This is a genomic window from Paludicola sp. MB14-C6 (assembly GCF_030908625.1).
Taxonomy (GTDB): Bacteria; Bacillota; Clostridia; order Oscillospirales; family Ruminococcaceae; genus Paludihabitans.
This window is the reverse complement of the sequence record NZ_CP133133.1, coordinates 85,843-103,016: the sequence shown is the minus strand read 5'-3', so window position 1 is coordinate 103,016 and position 17,174 is coordinate 85,843. Positions and strand designations below refer to the sequence as shown.

The 17,174-nt window shown below is 34.8% G+C and carries 12 protein-coding genes; all 12 read right to left on the bottom strand.

Annotated features, from left to right (window positions below; translation table 11 throughout):
* Nucleotides 1-136 precede the first annotated feature (136 nt).
* The 12 genes from RBG61_RS00435 to RBG61_RS00380 all read right to left on the bottom strand — a co-directional run bounded on the left by RBG61_RS00435 (nucleotide 137) and on the right by RBG61_RS00380 (nucleotide 17,091).
* The gene (locus RBG61_RS00435; protein WP_307944610.1) at nucleotides 137-541 is read right to left on the bottom strand and encodes a hypothetical protein; all 405 of its coding nucleotides are present in this window, start codon (nucleotides 539-541) and stop codon (nucleotides 137-139) included.
* A gap of 58 nt (nucleotides 542-599) precedes the next feature.
* Entirely contained in the window at nucleotides 600-1,706 is a 1,107-nt protein-coding gene (locus RBG61_RS00430; protein WP_307944609.1) for a hypothetical protein, read from the bottom strand.
* A gap of 445 nt (nucleotides 1,707-2,151) precedes the next feature.
* Nucleotides 2,152-2,670 (bottom strand): nitroreductase family protein, encoded by a 519-nt coding sequence (locus RBG61_RS00425; RefSeq protein ID WP_307947170.1) that lies wholly within the window; start codon nucleotides 2,668-2,670, stop codon nucleotides 2,152-2,154.
* A gap of 195 nt (nucleotides 2,671-2,865) precedes the next feature.
* Entirely contained in the window at nucleotides 2,866-3,273 is a 408-nt protein-coding gene (locus tag RBG61_RS00420; RefSeq protein ID WP_307944607.1) for a hypothetical protein, read from the bottom strand.
* A gap of 326 nt (nucleotides 3,274-3,599) precedes the next feature.
* Nucleotides 3,600-4,139 (bottom strand): imm11 family protein, encoded by a 540-nt coding sequence (locus RBG61_RS00415; protein ID WP_307944606.1) that lies wholly within the window; start codon nucleotides 4,137-4,139, stop codon nucleotides 3,600-3,602.
* A gap of 17 nt (nucleotides 4,140-4,156) precedes the next feature.
* The gene (locus RBG61_RS00410; RefSeq protein ID WP_307944605.1) at nucleotides 4,157-4,858 is read right to left on the bottom strand and encodes an AHH domain-containing protein; all 702 of its coding nucleotides are present in this window, start codon (nucleotides 4,856-4,858) and stop codon (nucleotides 4,157-4,159) included.
* A gap of 502 nt (nucleotides 4,859-5,360) precedes the next feature.
* Entirely contained in the window at nucleotides 5,361-5,810 is a 450-nt protein-coding gene (locus RBG61_RS00405) for a hypothetical protein (protein ID WP_307944603.1), read from the bottom strand.
* 28 nt (nucleotides 5,811-5,838) lie between these two features.
* Nucleotides 5,839-6,270 carry a hypothetical protein gene (locus tag RBG61_RS00400; protein WP_307944601.1) on the bottom strand — a complete coding sequence of 144 codons (432 nt, stop codon included), beginning with the start codon at nucleotides 6,268-6,270 and terminating at the stop codon, nucleotides 5,839-5,841.
* A 390-nt stretch (nucleotides 6,271-6,660) separates the two neighbouring features.
* Nucleotides 6,661-7,014, bottom strand: a complete 354-nt coding sequence (locus RBG61_RS00395) for a hypothetical protein (RefSeq protein ID WP_307944600.1) — start codon at nucleotides 7,012-7,014, stop codon at nucleotides 6,661-6,663.
* The gene (locus RBG61_RS00390) at nucleotides 7,014-8,120 is read right to left on the bottom strand and encodes a hypothetical protein (protein WP_307944599.1); all 1,107 of its coding nucleotides are present in this window, start codon (nucleotides 8,118-8,120) and stop codon (nucleotides 7,014-7,016) included. Before RBG61_RS00390 ends, RBG61_RS00395 begins: the two co-directional genes overlap by 1 nt.
* Nucleotides 8,121-8,309: 189 nt before the next feature.
* On the bottom strand, nucleotides 8,310-8,741 hold the full coding sequence (locus RBG61_RS00385) for a hypothetical protein (protein WP_307944597.1): 432 nt from the start codon (nucleotides 8,739-8,741) through the stop codon (nucleotides 8,310-8,312).
* A 13-nt stretch (nucleotides 8,742-8,754) separates the two neighbouring features.
* The gene (locus RBG61_RS00380; RefSeq protein ID WP_307944596.1) at nucleotides 8,755-17,091 is read right to left on the bottom strand and encodes a DUF6531 domain-containing protein; all 8,337 of its coding nucleotides are present in this window, start codon (nucleotides 17,089-17,091) and stop codon (nucleotides 8,755-8,757) included.
* Between the last annotated feature and the right edge of the window lie 83 nt (nucleotides 17,092-17,174).

Below are 17,174 nucleotides of genomic sequence, written 5' to 3'. Positions count from 1 at the left end.
GTTTTTTAATACTAGACTGTGCAACGCTAACTTATCTAACTTATTTTTCCATTATACAACTTTAAAAATAACATTTCCATTAATATTAAATTATTGTGGTTTTATTTGCTATAAAAAGCTTTCATAATATTTTTTATTATATAAGAATAAGCTTGTTATCCTTTAAAAGTACACATTCATCAATAAAGTAGACAGGAATATCACAATTCACAAAAAGGTTTTTTACACATGATTGGTGATCTTTATTTTGTAAGAAATTATTTAGACTGTAACAAATCAGCATTTCAATTTTCTCTTTTTTACAGACATCATAAACGTTTTTTATGTCATTCTCACTCTCTATATTATCAAAATTATAAGTTAAACAACAGATATTTTCAAAATAATTGAAATAAGATAGTTTTAATTTTATTGAATACAAATAATCAGATGAACAATTATTGGGAAGTAATATTGCAACTTTAATTTTTTCACCGTTAATACTAATGTTTTGCTTGAATTGATAAAGCGAAGGAATCATAGTTAATTTTTTATTATTCATAATAATATCCTTTCATACGAAACCGGCACTGAGATTATTTTCTCAGTGCCGTTATTGCTTAATATTTAAATTGTATTCCCAAGTTTTCTTTTGGCTTCATTTCTAAACTTTGAACCAGACTTTCAATTCTTTCGGACCTATCCATTACAAAATCAGTAACATATTTAATGTCAATTTTTTCATTAGGTAAAGATTTTATTGCAATTTCTTTTATCATAGTTTCATCAATGTAAGGTATTTTGTAAGATATGCTTTTATTTTTTAATAACTCTCCAAATAACTCAATTAATAGATTAGATGAATTTTTTGCTTCAGTTGCGTATCCTCTTGAAATTAATGCTATGTTATTATCAAAGTTAGGTGCCATAGATAATATCTTTCCCGTTTCTCTATCTCTCAGCAAGCCATAGTTATAAGTGTGCCTGTCCATATTGAAACAAAGTGTATCCATGAACAAAATGTCCAAATACTCTTTTGCTAAATTTAAATCTATAGCATTTAGCTTATCATAATTAAATGAGTAATCTTCGTTGTCACCTACAAGAGCCGCCATAGGTTCAAAGTTATTCTTGCCTTCTGTGAAATCTTTTGTTTTTATAAAGCTATCTGATGGAGAATATTCAGCAGTAGGGAAGCCAAGCTTTTTTGAAAGGATAGCAATAAAGACTTCAGAGAAACGCTCTAGTGCACTACCCTGTTTATACATATACCAACTACCATTTTCAAACTTCCAGCATTTTTCGTAACTTCCTATGTTGGTCAACTCGGGAGTTCTGCTTGATAATTGCTCTTTAGTAAAAATCTTGTTATAGCTGTCTACTGAACCTGTCAAAGATATATCTGCAAAAATATTTTCTTTAAATTCAATATCACCATATTGCAAGTCTTCGTCATTTGATTTTACCCAGTAGTTATCAGTTATTGTAGCTGCATGTGAATGGATAACTGACGCAATATCGCTGGTGTCAGTTAAACGTAACATTTTCTTTAAAATGCGCGAATTTGGCCTGTGTCTATCAATTGCACGAGATTCGAGCCACTGTTCAAAATTGCCACCGTTTGCAAGATACAATGGCATTTTATCTTTTAGAATTGGAATTACTTGATTATTTCTAACCTCTGCAACAGTTTCTTCTCCACTCATTAAATACCCATTAAAAACCATATCTTACGTACCTCCTCCGCTGAATTTTACTTATATTACCCTATGTCATCTATATTTTTGTAATTTTTTGAGGCTCAAAAACGGCACTTTTTTGCCCGTTTTTAAGCCTCAAAACCGCTCCAAAACCACAACATATTGTGGTCAAAGTGGATTATTTATCGTTTTTGCCACAACGCGTCATCATTATTGTCGTTTCAACGTGCGTCGTTCTCGGGAACAAATCTACCATTTTTATACATTATTTATGCATAATTAAACGTAATTTCTGTATATTCATTACATATTAGTATGTCAAATGTATATTTATTATGTCATCTGTTTTGTCGCTTCAAGGGTGGGTTGAGTAGATTGCTTAATATATTTTCATTTTTGAAATAATAACTACCCTAATAATAGTTACAGTCTACAACTAAATCAAAACATTGTTTAAGAACTTACGTGACTACTAAAACTCATTATATAATACTAAATCTTCTAATGGTCTGAATTGTGTATGTCCTGGAAATGGCTTTGCATTAGGTGCCGGATATCCCAATACTAACAATGCTACAGGCTCAATATTTGTGGGAATAGCAAATTCCTCCCTAACAGCCTCTGGAATAAAGTGCATGACCCAAGTTGTGCCAACGCCTAGCACCGTAGCTTCCAGCATCATATGCGTTGTCACAATGCTAGCATCAATGTCACCGCTGGCTTTGCCATCGTATTTACGTTGCCAACATTCATTTTTATCGTAGCAAATAAGTATTGCAGCTGGGGCACCGAAGTGACATTCAGTACACTTTCTTAGCTTCTTAATACCTTCTTCGCTGTTAATAACTAAAATTCGTTGAGGCTGACGATTGCAGGCAGTTGGTGCGAGATGTCCAGCTTTCAAAATTTTGTCTAACACACTCTTTTCAATAGCTTTATTGCTAAAATTTCGTACTGAATAGCGTTCCTCAGCCAATTTTAAAAAATCCATATTTTCAATCATTTTATTTTTCTCCCTCCTTATAATCAAAGTATATTATATCAAACGACTTGATTCGCTACTTTCCCTGCACAATTATGTATAAGCATAGATTATCATTATATTCTTTGCTTTCTTTTTGTAGCAGTTCTTTATATTCCTGTGCATACTTTTCTGGATTTATTAAGGATGTACAAGCTTTATTGTTTAATTCTTTCTTTTTCTTTTCTTTTGCAATTCTTTCCCCTTCTGCCTTGCGTTGTGCTTCAGCTTGAACGTAATCAATTCCCGAAGACCAATTATTACTTGAAGAAGTCTCACTACTTGTATACGAAGAATCACTGCTTGAAGAAGAGGAGGATAAAGATGAAGAGGATGTTGATGAATATAGCGGGTTGCTTGTACAGCATTCTCCATTTCAGCTTCTTTTTTCTTTTGTGCAACAGCAGCTGTCGCTTGATTTCCAGCATCGTTCTTCTTCATTCCTGCTAAATAAGCTGCAACCGCGGCAGGACCTGCCATTTGAATACTAGCTGGAACTTGATATCTTCCACTAGTGCTAATGATACTGTTGCGGTTTAAACCATAATCATAGCTGTTGCCCACGTGACGCACACGTTCGCCCTGTGTGGCTTTTTCTCATCCCAAGTGGAGTAAAGATACCACTGGAGGTGAGAAACGCCTGTTGGGGGCGAATTTCGCCAGAGTTCCAATCGCCATTTAAGGTCAAAACCACTGCCTACTCGAAATATTATTCTGGTGCGGGATAAAGCAAGGTGCTGTGAACCGCCCCTTGCTTTAGCAATGCTCGCGGTTTGAAACCTTTTCTTTAGGTGCTGTAAATCAGGTTTTGTGCTGTTTGAGGTCCTGTAAGGCAAAATAATCGCAGTTTTAAGCCGTTTTTCAGGAGCTGTTCAAGGTGCTATACTACACAACAACTGTTAGCATTCATCGCTATCCCAAGCAAGCTCAAATTTGAATCCAGTAAGGTTATTTGAGAGTATTCGATTCCGAAACTCATCAGATACAAACGGGCGACGCAATGGTTCATCAACAATTTTAAAGAAATGTTCACTGCTTACTTTTGAAATATCAAAAGCATATTTTGTAAATCTCATAATTCGTTTGCCATCTCTATAAGTTTTATATTCAGCCTTTTCATAATCAATGCAGTCCAAAACTTTTGTTACATTAATTGCATAAAATTCTCCATCATTGCAATCTAGCGGTAATATTTCTGCGTTTCCACTTAAAAAGTCTTTGACTGTTTCGACAGCTATTTTATCAAAAACAGGTATGTGTGATGACAATCCAGGTGAATTACTGAACTCTTTGTCATATATTCTTTTTACTTTAACAGGGTTCCAATTAGCAAATTTCTGTCTTCCATCATAGGTCTGTACATCATCAATATTTATATCGTTCTCCCATGTCAAATTATCGTAATTATCTACATCGCAGTCTAGTAACCAAATCTTCATGCTATTCACCTCTTTTATTATTTAAACGTACCTTTAGATAGCTGATCGGCTATATCATCTAGAATATCTAATACATCATTCTTACTTTTTGCACCGGACAATAAATCAGAAACTTTTCTGTAATATGAATCTGTATGCAAACTTGGGTGATAGGCTCCTTCTGCCACATTTTTAACTGTTGGTAGAAATACGCCGTTTGTTGCGTCGTTAATGTCCACACCAAATTTTTGGAGTATAGCTCTGGCTTCAGCAGCTTTAGGCGAACTACCTGCAACGATATGATGGGCTGCATTTGCATAATCTGGAACATCGAGTCCTGCTTCAATCATATTTTGTCTTAGAGCCTTAGAACTTGGTTTGGATAAAACGTCTAACTCACCCTCAATAGAGCCACCACTATTATTAACTTTCGGCTTATCTAAATTGAAGCCTTTAAATTGTCCCTCCAAAACATTACTGAAATTGGAACCACTTGCATTATAGTTGGCTACCAAACCCGCCGCTGCATACATCCCTGCAAAATCTAGTAGCGCGCTTCGTTCTGCTTTTTTTCCTTGCTGAAAATGAGTATCCAAATCAGTAGTTGTCATACCAAATCTATTCGCTCTAAGTGATGTATTAAAGAAATTCATAACCCCTTTATTGGTTAAGTCTTCATCGATATATAGTTTCTTAATATCATCCATCGTTATGGATCGTTCTCTACCCAATACAATCAATTTTATCGTTTCTTGTTCAGTAAACGATTCTAAAAAGTCACTGTGTTGAAATAATAATTGTTCATCAGCAGTCAGCCAATTAAGTGATGGAAATTGATTGATATACTCATTATATTCTTTGCTTTCTTTTTGTAGCAGTTCTTTATATTCCTGTGCATACTTTTCTGGATTTATTAAGGATGTACAAGCTTTAAAGTTAGCGTCTCTCTTTTTCTTCTCAATCTCAGCTTGACGTCTTTGTGCTTCCTCTGCTTGACGTCGTGCTTCTGCTTGACCGTAATCAATTCCCGAAGACCAATTATTACTTGAAGAAGTCTCACTGCTTGTATAAGAATCCCCACTGTAATAATTATACAGTTTTGCTGTGTAGTTTGCAAGAGAGAAAACACCCGTCGATATTGTCGACGGGTGTTTGGTTCGTATATGTGATTAAAATGACTCTTTACATGTTAAATATAATTAGTTTGAGATCGACACCGCCTAAATCAGAACAGTACTAATTCTAATCTAAATATTTATACAGAAGCTCATTGAATTGATCTTTATCGAAGTAGTAAAGACCAGCTCTATCATATTTACTATTTTTGTAAGTTGCTTGAGCTCTATAATTAATAAGTTCATAATCGCCATTATCATAACTTATCTTAAATGCTTCCAAACCTGCATCCATATACCCAGGGGGATTATACTTATTGAAACAGTCTATTTTTTTTAAATCCTCTATTAACTTCTCACCTTCTTCTTCGAGCAATTCTTTTTTTACATCCATTACTTGTTGAACTTCCGATAATTTTTTTCCTTTTATATCCTCTCGTTCACCAACAATAACGATTTCTATTTTTGCTATTTTATCATTAGGCTGTAAAAATTTGTAATCAGTTGTATTATTGCAACCAGTTAAACTGAAAATTGAAATTAAAACAACAATCAGACAGCTAAATACATTTTTCATTTCTAATATCTCCTTACAGATTATCATACTATGGGAGTACATTAACTAAATCAGAATAAATTTTATTGACTTTATTTGCCCAAGGCTCATGGTCTCTTTCTGTTACATTACCATATAATTCAGCTTGATATTCCCAAGGCATATTATAATATAACTCATGTGGCACTTTTCCATTTTTAGTGAGATTGTAGTATGTTACTGACGGTATAGCTACATATTTAACATAATCAACAGGCCCCATTTTATCGAATTGTATAGTATGCCCATATTCATGTTTAACATCTTTTATCTCATTTCCAGAGCCCATAAATATAGCACCAAACGAAAAAGCATTCCCTGAATTTGGTATCCTAACAACCATTTTTCCTTTGTATGCTGAAAAATAGTTTGACTTTAATACTTCTTCTTCATTTTTATTGTTAATATCAAAATTCCGCACATCGTCCCCAATTTTATCCACTGTATCAATAATTCCTCCTATCATTAAAGCTAACCACTCTGGTGTATTATCTGGGGTTTGTAATGGATTTGGTGTTGGAACTGATTCTTTGAATTGCGGATTGGCATCTCTAAATGCTTTATCATTTTTCTGATATATTGTCGCTAGCTCTTGAGCATAATTTTGTCCATTTATTAAATCTGTGCAAGCCTTATTGCTTAGTTGTTTCTTCTTCTCAGCTGCCTCTCGTGCTTTTCTTTCCGCTTCAGCTTGACCGAAATCTATGCTAGTATAAGAATCACTGTTTGAAGATGATGAGGAGGATTGATACAGTGGATTGTCTGGATAATTAGAATTACTGCCGCCGGCAATAGCCGACGATTGATGCTTGTTGTGAGTTAATGTGATAATTTATTTATTAATTATCAAGGTATCTAAAAGTTTTTTGCCCATTATTCTGCACTCTTCCCACTCTATAGAAGTTAATAAGGCCTTTTCATTCCATAACTCTTGTTTTTGCGTCATTAAATCAAGTTTCTTTGCGATATTCTCAGCTAACAAATACTGTTCATGAGTAATCCATTCACAATCCAATAACTTTTTAGCATAAACTAACCCTATTTCGCAAAAATCTAATGCTACTTCATCAGCTACTTCTGTTCCATGTAATTTTTGAATCTGCTGTTCAGCCTCCATAGAAATTTGAATAACATTTTCAATAAACCTGTCATACCATTGTGCAATTTCATCTATGTCATTTTTCATTATGGAATCATCCCTCCATTAATATCGTATCTTACAGTGCCATTTGGACCCGAGGAAATCTTATAATATGGTGAAGAGCCATGATGTCCTCCTCCAGGATGATATTGGATATATTCAGAACCTCCATTTGGAGCTCGCATACTAAATCCACCACCTTCTTCATAGGGCACTCCTGCTAGACTACCCTTACCTAATGGTTCAACCGACCAACCACTTGATTTCGCAAGATTAGCAACTTGTTGTGGCGAGAAACTAGTTATCTTGCTAGGCATATTCACAATATTCCTTATAGATGCGGTTTCCCATGTTACATTTTCAGCACTATACTTTTCTTTAAAATACTGATTCCATTCTTCACCAGTTCTCGGTACTTTTGATTCATTTCCTCCACCGACTTTCGGCTTATCTAAATTGAAACCTTTAAATTGTCTCTCCGGAACATTACTGAAATTGGAACCACTTGCATTATAGTTGGCTATCAAACCCGCCGCTGCATACATCCCTGCAAAATCTAGTAGTGCGCTTCGTTCTGCTTTTTTTCCTTGCTGAAAATGAGTATCCAAATCAGTAGTTGTCATACCAAATCTATTCGCTCTAAGTGATGTATTAAAGAAATCCATAACCCCTTTATTGGTTAAGTCTTCATCGATATATAGTTTCTTAATATCATCCATCGTTATGGATCGTTCTCTACCCAATACAATCAATTTTATCTTTTCTTGTTCAGTAAACGATTCTAAAAAGTCACTGTGTTGAAATAATAATTGTTCATCCGCAGTCAGCCAATTAAGTGATGGAAATTGATTGATATACTCATTATATTCTTTGCTTTCTTTTTGTAGCAGTTCTTTATATTCCTGTGCATACTTTTCTGGATTTATTAAGGATGTACAAGCTTTAAAGTTAACGTCTCTCTTTTGCTTCTCAATCTCAGCTTGACGTCTTTGTGCTTCCTCTGCCTTGCGTTGTGCCTCAGCTTGACCGTAATCAATTCCCGAAGACCAACTATTACTTGAAGAAGTCTCACTGCTTGAAGAAGATGAGGAGGATGTTGTTGATGAATATAGCAGGATAAAGCGAGGGGGTCGCCTTGCTACCCCTCGCATCCACTAACGCCGGCAGTGCCGACGTTTGAAAGATGCTTACTACGTGGTCGAAATGACCCTTTGTGTGTCAAGTAGGTGGTCAAGAGTATTGAACAACCGCTATTTCAAGCCGTTCTGTAGGTAGCTTATACAGTGACAGTAACTCAAATTGAGTGTTATTCATATCTACAAGCCACCGTTCCAATTCCTTTATAGCTTTTCGATAGTAAATACTAACTTGTCAAAGTTTGTTTCAAATCCGATATCATTACATTGATACGTAATTACATTGCCTTCTATCGTAACTAACATCCCAGACGAATGAGATTGAGATTCCGCTCCTTTACCTTTATCCCAAATATTATAGACGCTTAGACATCCATCCTCGGTATAGCACTTACAATTAACTTCATTTGGTGCCATATCATCCCATAATTGTATAGATGGAAACACCTGTCCATTAACTTCAATTCCCTTATCTGTTGCCAAGCGTATGCCTTGCTTTTTAGGTGAGTTTTTGCTTACAAAAGTTACTTTAATGGTTTGTTCGTTTATTATATCTTGTACATCCCACTTAATAACATCTTCTCTTCCTTCAAAGGCTTTATTAATAATCTTTTCTCTACCAATTTTTGAACTCATATAATTTTCCTTTCTATGGTCTTGGTGCTGTATAATGCCTAAATGGGTCAATATCAGAATGTTCCCAAGGCCATACCTCCTTAAGATTTTCAATATTATGAGGATCCAATCCTTCTCGCCCATTTACGTGATGTAACTCTTTTGGTACTCCTATTTCATCATGTACAGGCGCCTTTCCTTTTGTCATTTTAGCTAAATTTTCAGCGGAATACTCACCTTCTTCAGCTGCATTTGCAGCATTCTTCCAGTATCTAGATTTTACTGTACTCCACGATGGATAGTTCCCTTGCTTTGTAAGTACGTTAATATCATCACCTAGTTTCCATCCTGCTTGGCTCCCACCCTCACTTGTTTGTTTCCAGCTAGAAGGTGGTCGTATACCAGCTTCACCAGACCCACTATTGTAGGTTATATTATTTGCCAGATTATTAGCATGCGCATTTGATATTCCATATGCTGCTACACCTAGAATCTCGGTTAATTTTTTCTGCGAATCGTGGAACTGTGCTTCACCTGCAGTTAAACCTTTTCGTTGCATTTTATATAGGTTTGTCAGTATAGCTAAATTAACTTTAGTTATATCAATACCAATACTCTTCATATCCCCAATAGTTAACTCATCTCTGCGAATTCTCACCAAATTCAATAGGATAGCTTTCTTTTCTGGAGACACATTTAACATATTAACTGTGTCTATTTCTAGTTGAGTTATTTGAACAGTTTCTTTTTGATATATCTCTGCTAATTCTTGTGCATACTTTTGTCCATTAACAAGGTCTGTGCAAGCTTTTTTGTTCAACTCTTGCTTTTGCTTCTCTTTTGCAATTCTTTCCGCTTCTGCCTTGCGTTGTGCTTCAGCTTGACCGAAATCTATGCTAGTATAAGAATCACTGTTTGAAGAAGATGAGGAGGATTGATACAGCGGATTGTCTGGATAATTAGAATCACTGCTTGAAGAAGAGGATGATGTTGGTTGATACAGTGGATTGTTGATAACAGCATTCGCCATTTCAGCTTCTTTTTTCTTTTGTACAACAGCCGCCTTAGCTTGATTGCATGGGTCGTTCTTTTTTATTCCTGCTAAATAAGAAGCAACCGCGGCAGGACCTGCCATTTGAATACTAGCTGGAACTTGATATCTTCCACTAGGGTCTTGAAACATGATCGGATTGTTTTGGCAATATGCATATAGGTTTTGGCTGAGTGGGTTTAACATGTCGCCGAAAACAGTATCTTGTGAGAAGAATCTGCCCTCATATGGGGAATAATATCTTGCTCGTAGATATTGCATACCAGGTACACCAGGAATAGAATCTACATACTCAGCGTTATATTGGTATGGGTTATCTACATAAAGGTTTGTCGTGATTGTTGTCTTGCCAAAAGCTCCATAGCTGTATCCCATAGATACATTACCTTGTGAGTTTAATAACTCGCTAACAGAGCCACGACCATCATATGCATAGTAGTTCTTTTTTCCTTTGCTAATGATACTGCTGCGATTTAAACCATAGTCATAGCTGTTGCCAATCTTACCGTCAAAGCCATATTCCATCAACACTTGAGTATTTTGCGTATTGATGTTGTTGATATAACCAGTTAACTCATATTGCTCTTTGCCCCATTGATTTACACCATTCGGAATCAGCATCGTTTCATCGACTAGCTTTTGATTATAGTTTACTTTATATTTAGAGGAAATGTCAACCTTTTCTGATGTCTGCGCAGTCGTACCATAGTTCTTTGTTGAGCTATTTACTTGCCATCCACCATTGTTACCATCATCATGCCAACCACCAGTATTGTATTTTGGTGTTACACTAAAGATACGGTCTCCATTACCATCATATAAAGCAGCAAACAAGAGATTTTGCTTATCTCTAATTGCTGTCAAACGGTTTTCATTGTCATATTTATATGTCATATAGCTATCATATGGCATATTCTTTTTAATCATGTTGCCGTTCTTGTCATATTCATAGGTAGTGCGTTTTGTTTCCCAGTTTGCAGTGTTTTCAGATTTCACTAATCTGTCTGCGCCGTTAAACACATTTGAAATATTTTTGACTACATTGTTACCACGCTTTTCTCGCTCTTTAATGCGGTTACCAACTTGATCATAAGTATAAGTATAGGAAGTAGTCAACTTACCGTTTGTTTCATCGATATTGGTAATTTGACCAAGGTTATCATAAGTAAATTCACGAGTAATCTTTTGTTTTCCTTGTGTTGCAATTTCTTTTATGATTGTGCCAGACATATCATAGGTATATTCAAAGCTAGAAACAACACCTTTATTCTTGTTTTCAAGCTTGATTATGTTACCCATCTCATCGTATTGCATCGTACTGCTTGTTTCATTTGGACGCACTACTTCTGTTAAGTTGCCCGATAGGTCATAGGTATAGCTTGTCTTTTGATTGGTTCTGTCAACAATTCCAATTAACCGATCTAACTCATCGTATTGATATGTTACTGCTGTGCCATCTGGATAGCTTAGCTTTGTTAAGTTACCGTAACTATCATAAGTATAGCCAATCTTTCCACCAATAGAAAGTGCTACAGATGTAATTCTGCCAATCTCATCATACTCATATTTTGTTGTACCTGCAACATCTGACATCGAGATTTTTCTGCCGTCTTTATCGTAACCATATAACGCTTGTCCAGTTGCATCTTCTGATGATTTCTTGCTTACCAAAGCATCTAGCTTATCGTAGTCATATTGAATTTTTGTTCCGTCTGGGTTTGTAAACTCAGATAGGTTGCCATTTAAATCATACTTCATTTTTTGCACTTCTTGCAATGGGTTGGTTATAGAAGTCATACGTTTTGCTAAATCATAAGCATAGTTCGTTGTTCTACCAGCGCCGTCAACACGAGAAGTCATGTTTCCAACAGTATCATAAGCATATCTTGTTTCTACATTGTTCGCATCGGTAACACCAACAACTCGATTCAATAAATCGTATGCGTATGAAGTCTTTCTGTTCAAGGCATCTGTTTTGCTAGTTAAATTGCCTTGTTTGTCATAACTATATTTGGTTGTTGCTCCCTTTTTATCGGTTAATGTTGTAAGCTGTCCATTCAAATCATACTCATAAGACCTCGCTTTACCAGCCGCATCAATTTGTTGTGTCATGCGGTTCATAGCATCATATTTTATAGAAGTTGTCTGGTTGAGTGGGTTTGTAGTAGAAGTCAAATTACCAACATTGTCATAGCTATATGTTGTAACTCTACCACCATTTACAGTCATTTTTTCGATATTGCCAAGAACATCATAGTTATATTCTGTTACTTTACCAACTGGGTCTAATTCTTTTGTGATTCTGTCTAAAGCATCATACTCAAAAGACTTCTTATAGCCCATTGGGGTAACAACATTTGATACATTACCGTTGGTATCGTAAGTATAAGATAGCTTGCCCCCATTTGGGTTTATTGTGTCTAAAAGTCTGTGCATCTTATCATAGGTATAGTTGATTTCACGATTCGATTGATCAACTTCTTTTGTTAGATTACCCTTCTCATCATAAACAAACTTTTTAGACATACCCTCTGGTGCTGTAATTGCAGTAATTTTTCCTATTACATCATATTGGTATGTGTATTCCGCACCATTTGGCATTGTTTTCTTAGTCACTTGTCCATTGAGATCAACAACATTTTTTATTGTATTGCCTAAAGGATCCGTTACTTCTGTTTGAACACCATGCTTGTCATAACCATATTGATAGGTGCCACCGTTTGGTTGGGTACGTTTGATTAAGTTTCCTAACTCATTGTATTCATATTTTGTAGTATTGCCTAATGCATCTCGTTGCTTCATAATCCGATTCAATGCATCATACAAGATATCTTGTTGTCCTTTATCTGCTGTAGTTGTATTGATTACACGATTTAATGGGTCATATACAAAGCTTGTTTTATTTCCATTTTCGTCTTGTACAGCAGTTTGATTTCCTGCAATATCATATTCATATGTTTTGGCATTCCCTTTTGCATTGAGTTGGCTAATGAGCTTACCAACACTATCATAAGTATATTGCGTTGTTTCAGATAATGGGTTTGTTGTTTTGGTTAGTCGTCCTAATTCATCATATAGGTATTGCCATTTTCTTTGCTTGTCATCAATCTTTGATAACAAATTTCCGTTCTTATCATATTCATACGAAGTTACTTTACCTTCAGGGTCAGTAATTGTTTTCACTTTGCCTAGCTTGTTATAAGTGTAAGCAGTAACATTCCCATCAAATGTAGTAGAAGTTAAAACATTACCTGCAATATCATAAGTATAAGTAACTGTTTCACCTAATGCGTTTGTCATTTTAATAAGCTTTCCTGCTTTGTTATACTCATAGCTTGTCTTTTTGCCTGTATTGTCTTTTTGACAAACAACACGGTTCATTGCGTCATATTCATATTCTGTAATTAAACCAGCAGCATCAGTTGTTTTTACAAGACGGTTTAACTTATCATATACATTTACCGTTTTTGCTTGGTCTGGTGTTGTTACTTCAAGAACATTTCCGTTATTGTCATATGACATTTGCGTAATATTGCCTAGTGCATCTATGCTTTCAGCTACTTTTCCAGCTGCATTATATTTATATTTTGTTTCGTAACCTAAAGCATTTTGAACCTTTACTATATTACTGCTTTGATCGTATGTCATCTTTGTTTGATTACCACGAGGATCCGTTGCAATACTAATACGATTTAATGCATCATAAGTAGCTTTTGTAACACCGCCATTTGGAGCAATCTCTTCGATTAGATTTGCATTGTCATCATAAGTATAAGTAGTTTTATTGCCCAATGCATCAATTTTAGAAGTTACTTTTCCAGCTTTATTGTAAGTGTATTCTGTTTTTCTACCTAAAGCATCCGTAGAGGAAACCATTTTACCAGCGGCATCATATGCCATTGTAACAACGCCACCCTCTGGATCAGTTACTGTGAGTGGTAAGTTGGCTTTATCATAAGTATAGGTATATACTCTATCTAAAGTATCTTTCGTTTGTGTTAAGTTACCATTGTTATCGTAAGTGTAATTTGTAACCAAACCAGCAGTATCTGTTTTACTGCTCATCCGATTCATATCATCATAAGTATAGCTCACAAAACTGCCATCTGGCCAAATTTGTTTGATGATATTACCTTTGGTATCATATTCAAATGTTGTTACAAGGTTATCGCTGTTAGTATATGTTTTTGGCATATCAAAGCGATCATCATAAGTAAAAGTAGATTTATTTCCATTTCCATCAACTGTAGCAGTAATATAACCCTTGCTATTGTATTCGTAAAGCGTAGATTTTCCTGCAGGGTCAGTTACCTTTTTGAGGTTAGACATGCTGTCATATTCGTATTTCGTTGTTTTACCAGAAGGATCAGTTTCTGTTAACTTATTTCCCTTGCTATCATAAGTATATTGCGTTGTTCCGCCAGTCGGATCAATAACAGAAGATACATTACCGTATCCGTCATATTTAAAGCCTGTGTTTAGCCCTTTTCCATCTGTAATTACATGGACTAACCCTTTGTCATTATATGCGTATTGTGTGAGTACACCATCTGGTTTTTGTTCTCCAATCCTTCTACCTGCTAAGTCATAAGAATATCGTGTAATTCCACCAGTTGGATCAAGAACGCTTATCACTTGTCCGTGTTGATTATAGAAGTATTGTGTACGTCCACCTTTTTGATCAATCACTTCCGAAATCCAAGCATTTTTATATTGATAGGATAGTTCATTCCCATTTGCATCGATTTGTTTTACTAATCGATGTAGGGTATCATACTCATAGGAAATAAAAGTGCCATCTTTATTGACTTGCTTTACTAAATCGCCAGCTTCATTATAAGTATAAGTTATTGTCTTCCCATCAAAATCAATTACTTTAACAACTTGATTCTGGGTGTTATACTCATACTTTTTCATTGTGCCATCAGCACGTTTTATTGTTAAGATATTACCTTTATTATCGTAGGTATACTCTGTTTTCTGAGCAATTTTGTCCGTACTAAATTTAAGGTTATTATTTTCATCATAGCCTTTTTCTTCATAGCTTTCATTTGGATATCCTATTTTAATTGTACGATACTCATTGTCATAAGTATAAGTTGTTTTCTCAGCATTCGGGTCTGTAACAACAGTTTGCTTATCATTGTATTCAATCGATGTTGCTTTTCCATCTGCATCTATTTGTTTCACAACTCGGTCTTGTTTATCATAGCTATTCGTAAAAACTGCAGCATTATTCGAATCCAATGCAGAAACTAGTTGGTGTTGCTCATTATATGTGTATTTGATTTCGTTGTTTAACGCATCTTTTACACTAACTAAATAATCATTATCATCATACTCATATTTCATAGAACAACCATTCGGCATTTGAATATTAGTAACCTTATTGTCTTTATTATAACTAAAAATATATTCGAATCCTGATGGGGAAACCATATCTGTTAAACGATATTCTTCATCATAATTCAATGTTGTGATATATCCTTTATTGGTTTCAACTTTATATAATAAACCTTGGCTGTTAAACAAACGCTTATTATTTTGGCTATCATTTATTTGATATTCGTTACTATTTAGAGATTTATTTACTACAAGATCTAGATAATAACCTTTTGGAGCAATATATCCACCTTTACCATTCGGTTTGAATAGCACAGTGCTTCCATCTCCACGATAATATAATAAAGAATCATTCTCTATTTGTACTAATTTCTCTTGATATCGGAATACCCAGCCGCGACCAAATATGCCATTCACAGAAGCAGCTTGTGAATTGTAGGAGCGTGTAATACTAAATGCTTCACCTAAATCATTGATAGAAATATCTGTTTTATTATAATAAAAATTACCTGTATTTACATTCACAGAATCTAATACAAAGTCGCAATATTGTCCTTTACCAAATAACTTTGGTTGAATTGCATTGTTGGCTTCAACTTGATTATATTCTTTTCCTACATTCTTTTTCGGATTGCGTAAAAAAAGTGTGTTATTTTCTGCAACTAAATTACTACCTAAATTATTATCTTTGATAATTTGATTCACTGGAATACCATAAAATCTTGCGATACTTGGTAAATCATCATTTCGCTTAAACTGATAAACGATAAACTGATCACTTGAAACTTGATTACCTATCTTCTCTCCATCAACTACTTTTATTGTCAGAAAGTAAAGGTGATTCTGTTTTAAATTTGTCAGTGGTACTTCTGTTTGCCAATTACTAATTGTATCTTTATACTTTGTTGTATTTTCAGGAAAGTCTTTATCAAAAGCAGAGCTATCTGGATACACTGCAGTAGGGGATACATCCACTTTTCCTGAATATGCAACTGACTCATCATTTACCTTATACTCTACTTGTGTCTTTTCTGGTGCAAGACCATCAGCAAATATACCATGAAAATTCAACTTACCATTCGCATCTTTTTCAATCAATGGCCTTAAGTTAACAGAAAGGTTATTTAAGTCTATTGGATTTTCATTGTTTTCTTTCTCTGTTTCTCCTGTTAAAGAAAGCATTACTGCTGTTTCTTGTAACGGTTGTGTATATGTCAATACATTTGATTTTAATCTCAACGGATATGCACGCTCTGGTTTAGCTGCCCAATTATTATCTACTTCCGTATGAATTGAATAATTGCCAAATATATTTGTAAATGTGCTCTTTGCGTTAACAACATCCCCTGCTGAATCAGATAACTTTGGCATAGAAAGTGCCAATATCGGCTCCTCTTGAAACATTTTATGAATGATTATATCGTTCTCTTTTTCAGAAGCAATTCCATTATCCACTTTTAGTTTAAATGGAATTGTCTCTAATTGCGTAAATTTACGATAGATATAGCTTTGTTCTAATCCTTTTGGGGTTAGTGTATATTGAATATCTACTCCATCTAATACATTGTTAAACAACACTGCATTTTGCTTAACCACCGGTCTTGCAAAATCACCGGATCCAGGAACTAGAGTAACTGTTGTTTCTTCCTTTTGGATTGTAATTCCTTCACCTTTGTTAATTTGTTTTGGAAAAGACACCTTATATTTTTCAGACTTATTTGTATAATATTCTTTGCCCTCCGTATCTGTATTTAACAAGATTTCTAAATCCTTATCCTGTTCTTTTGATACAATTTCGGGATCTCTTAAAATAACATCATTCTTTAATTCACTTTCCTGATATTGTACCTTTTTAGGATAATTAAAATCCTCTCGTTTTTCATTGGTCGTTGTTTCATCCAATGCAAATATAACTGTATTCATAGCCATGGTGATTACAAGCATTAGCGAAACGAGCACTTTCATTGTCTTCTTCACTTTTTGTCATTCTCCTTCATCAATATATTGATTCCGCTCTTGCAAATACGCTATAGAGGAAATACTGAATTTTAAGCATAAAA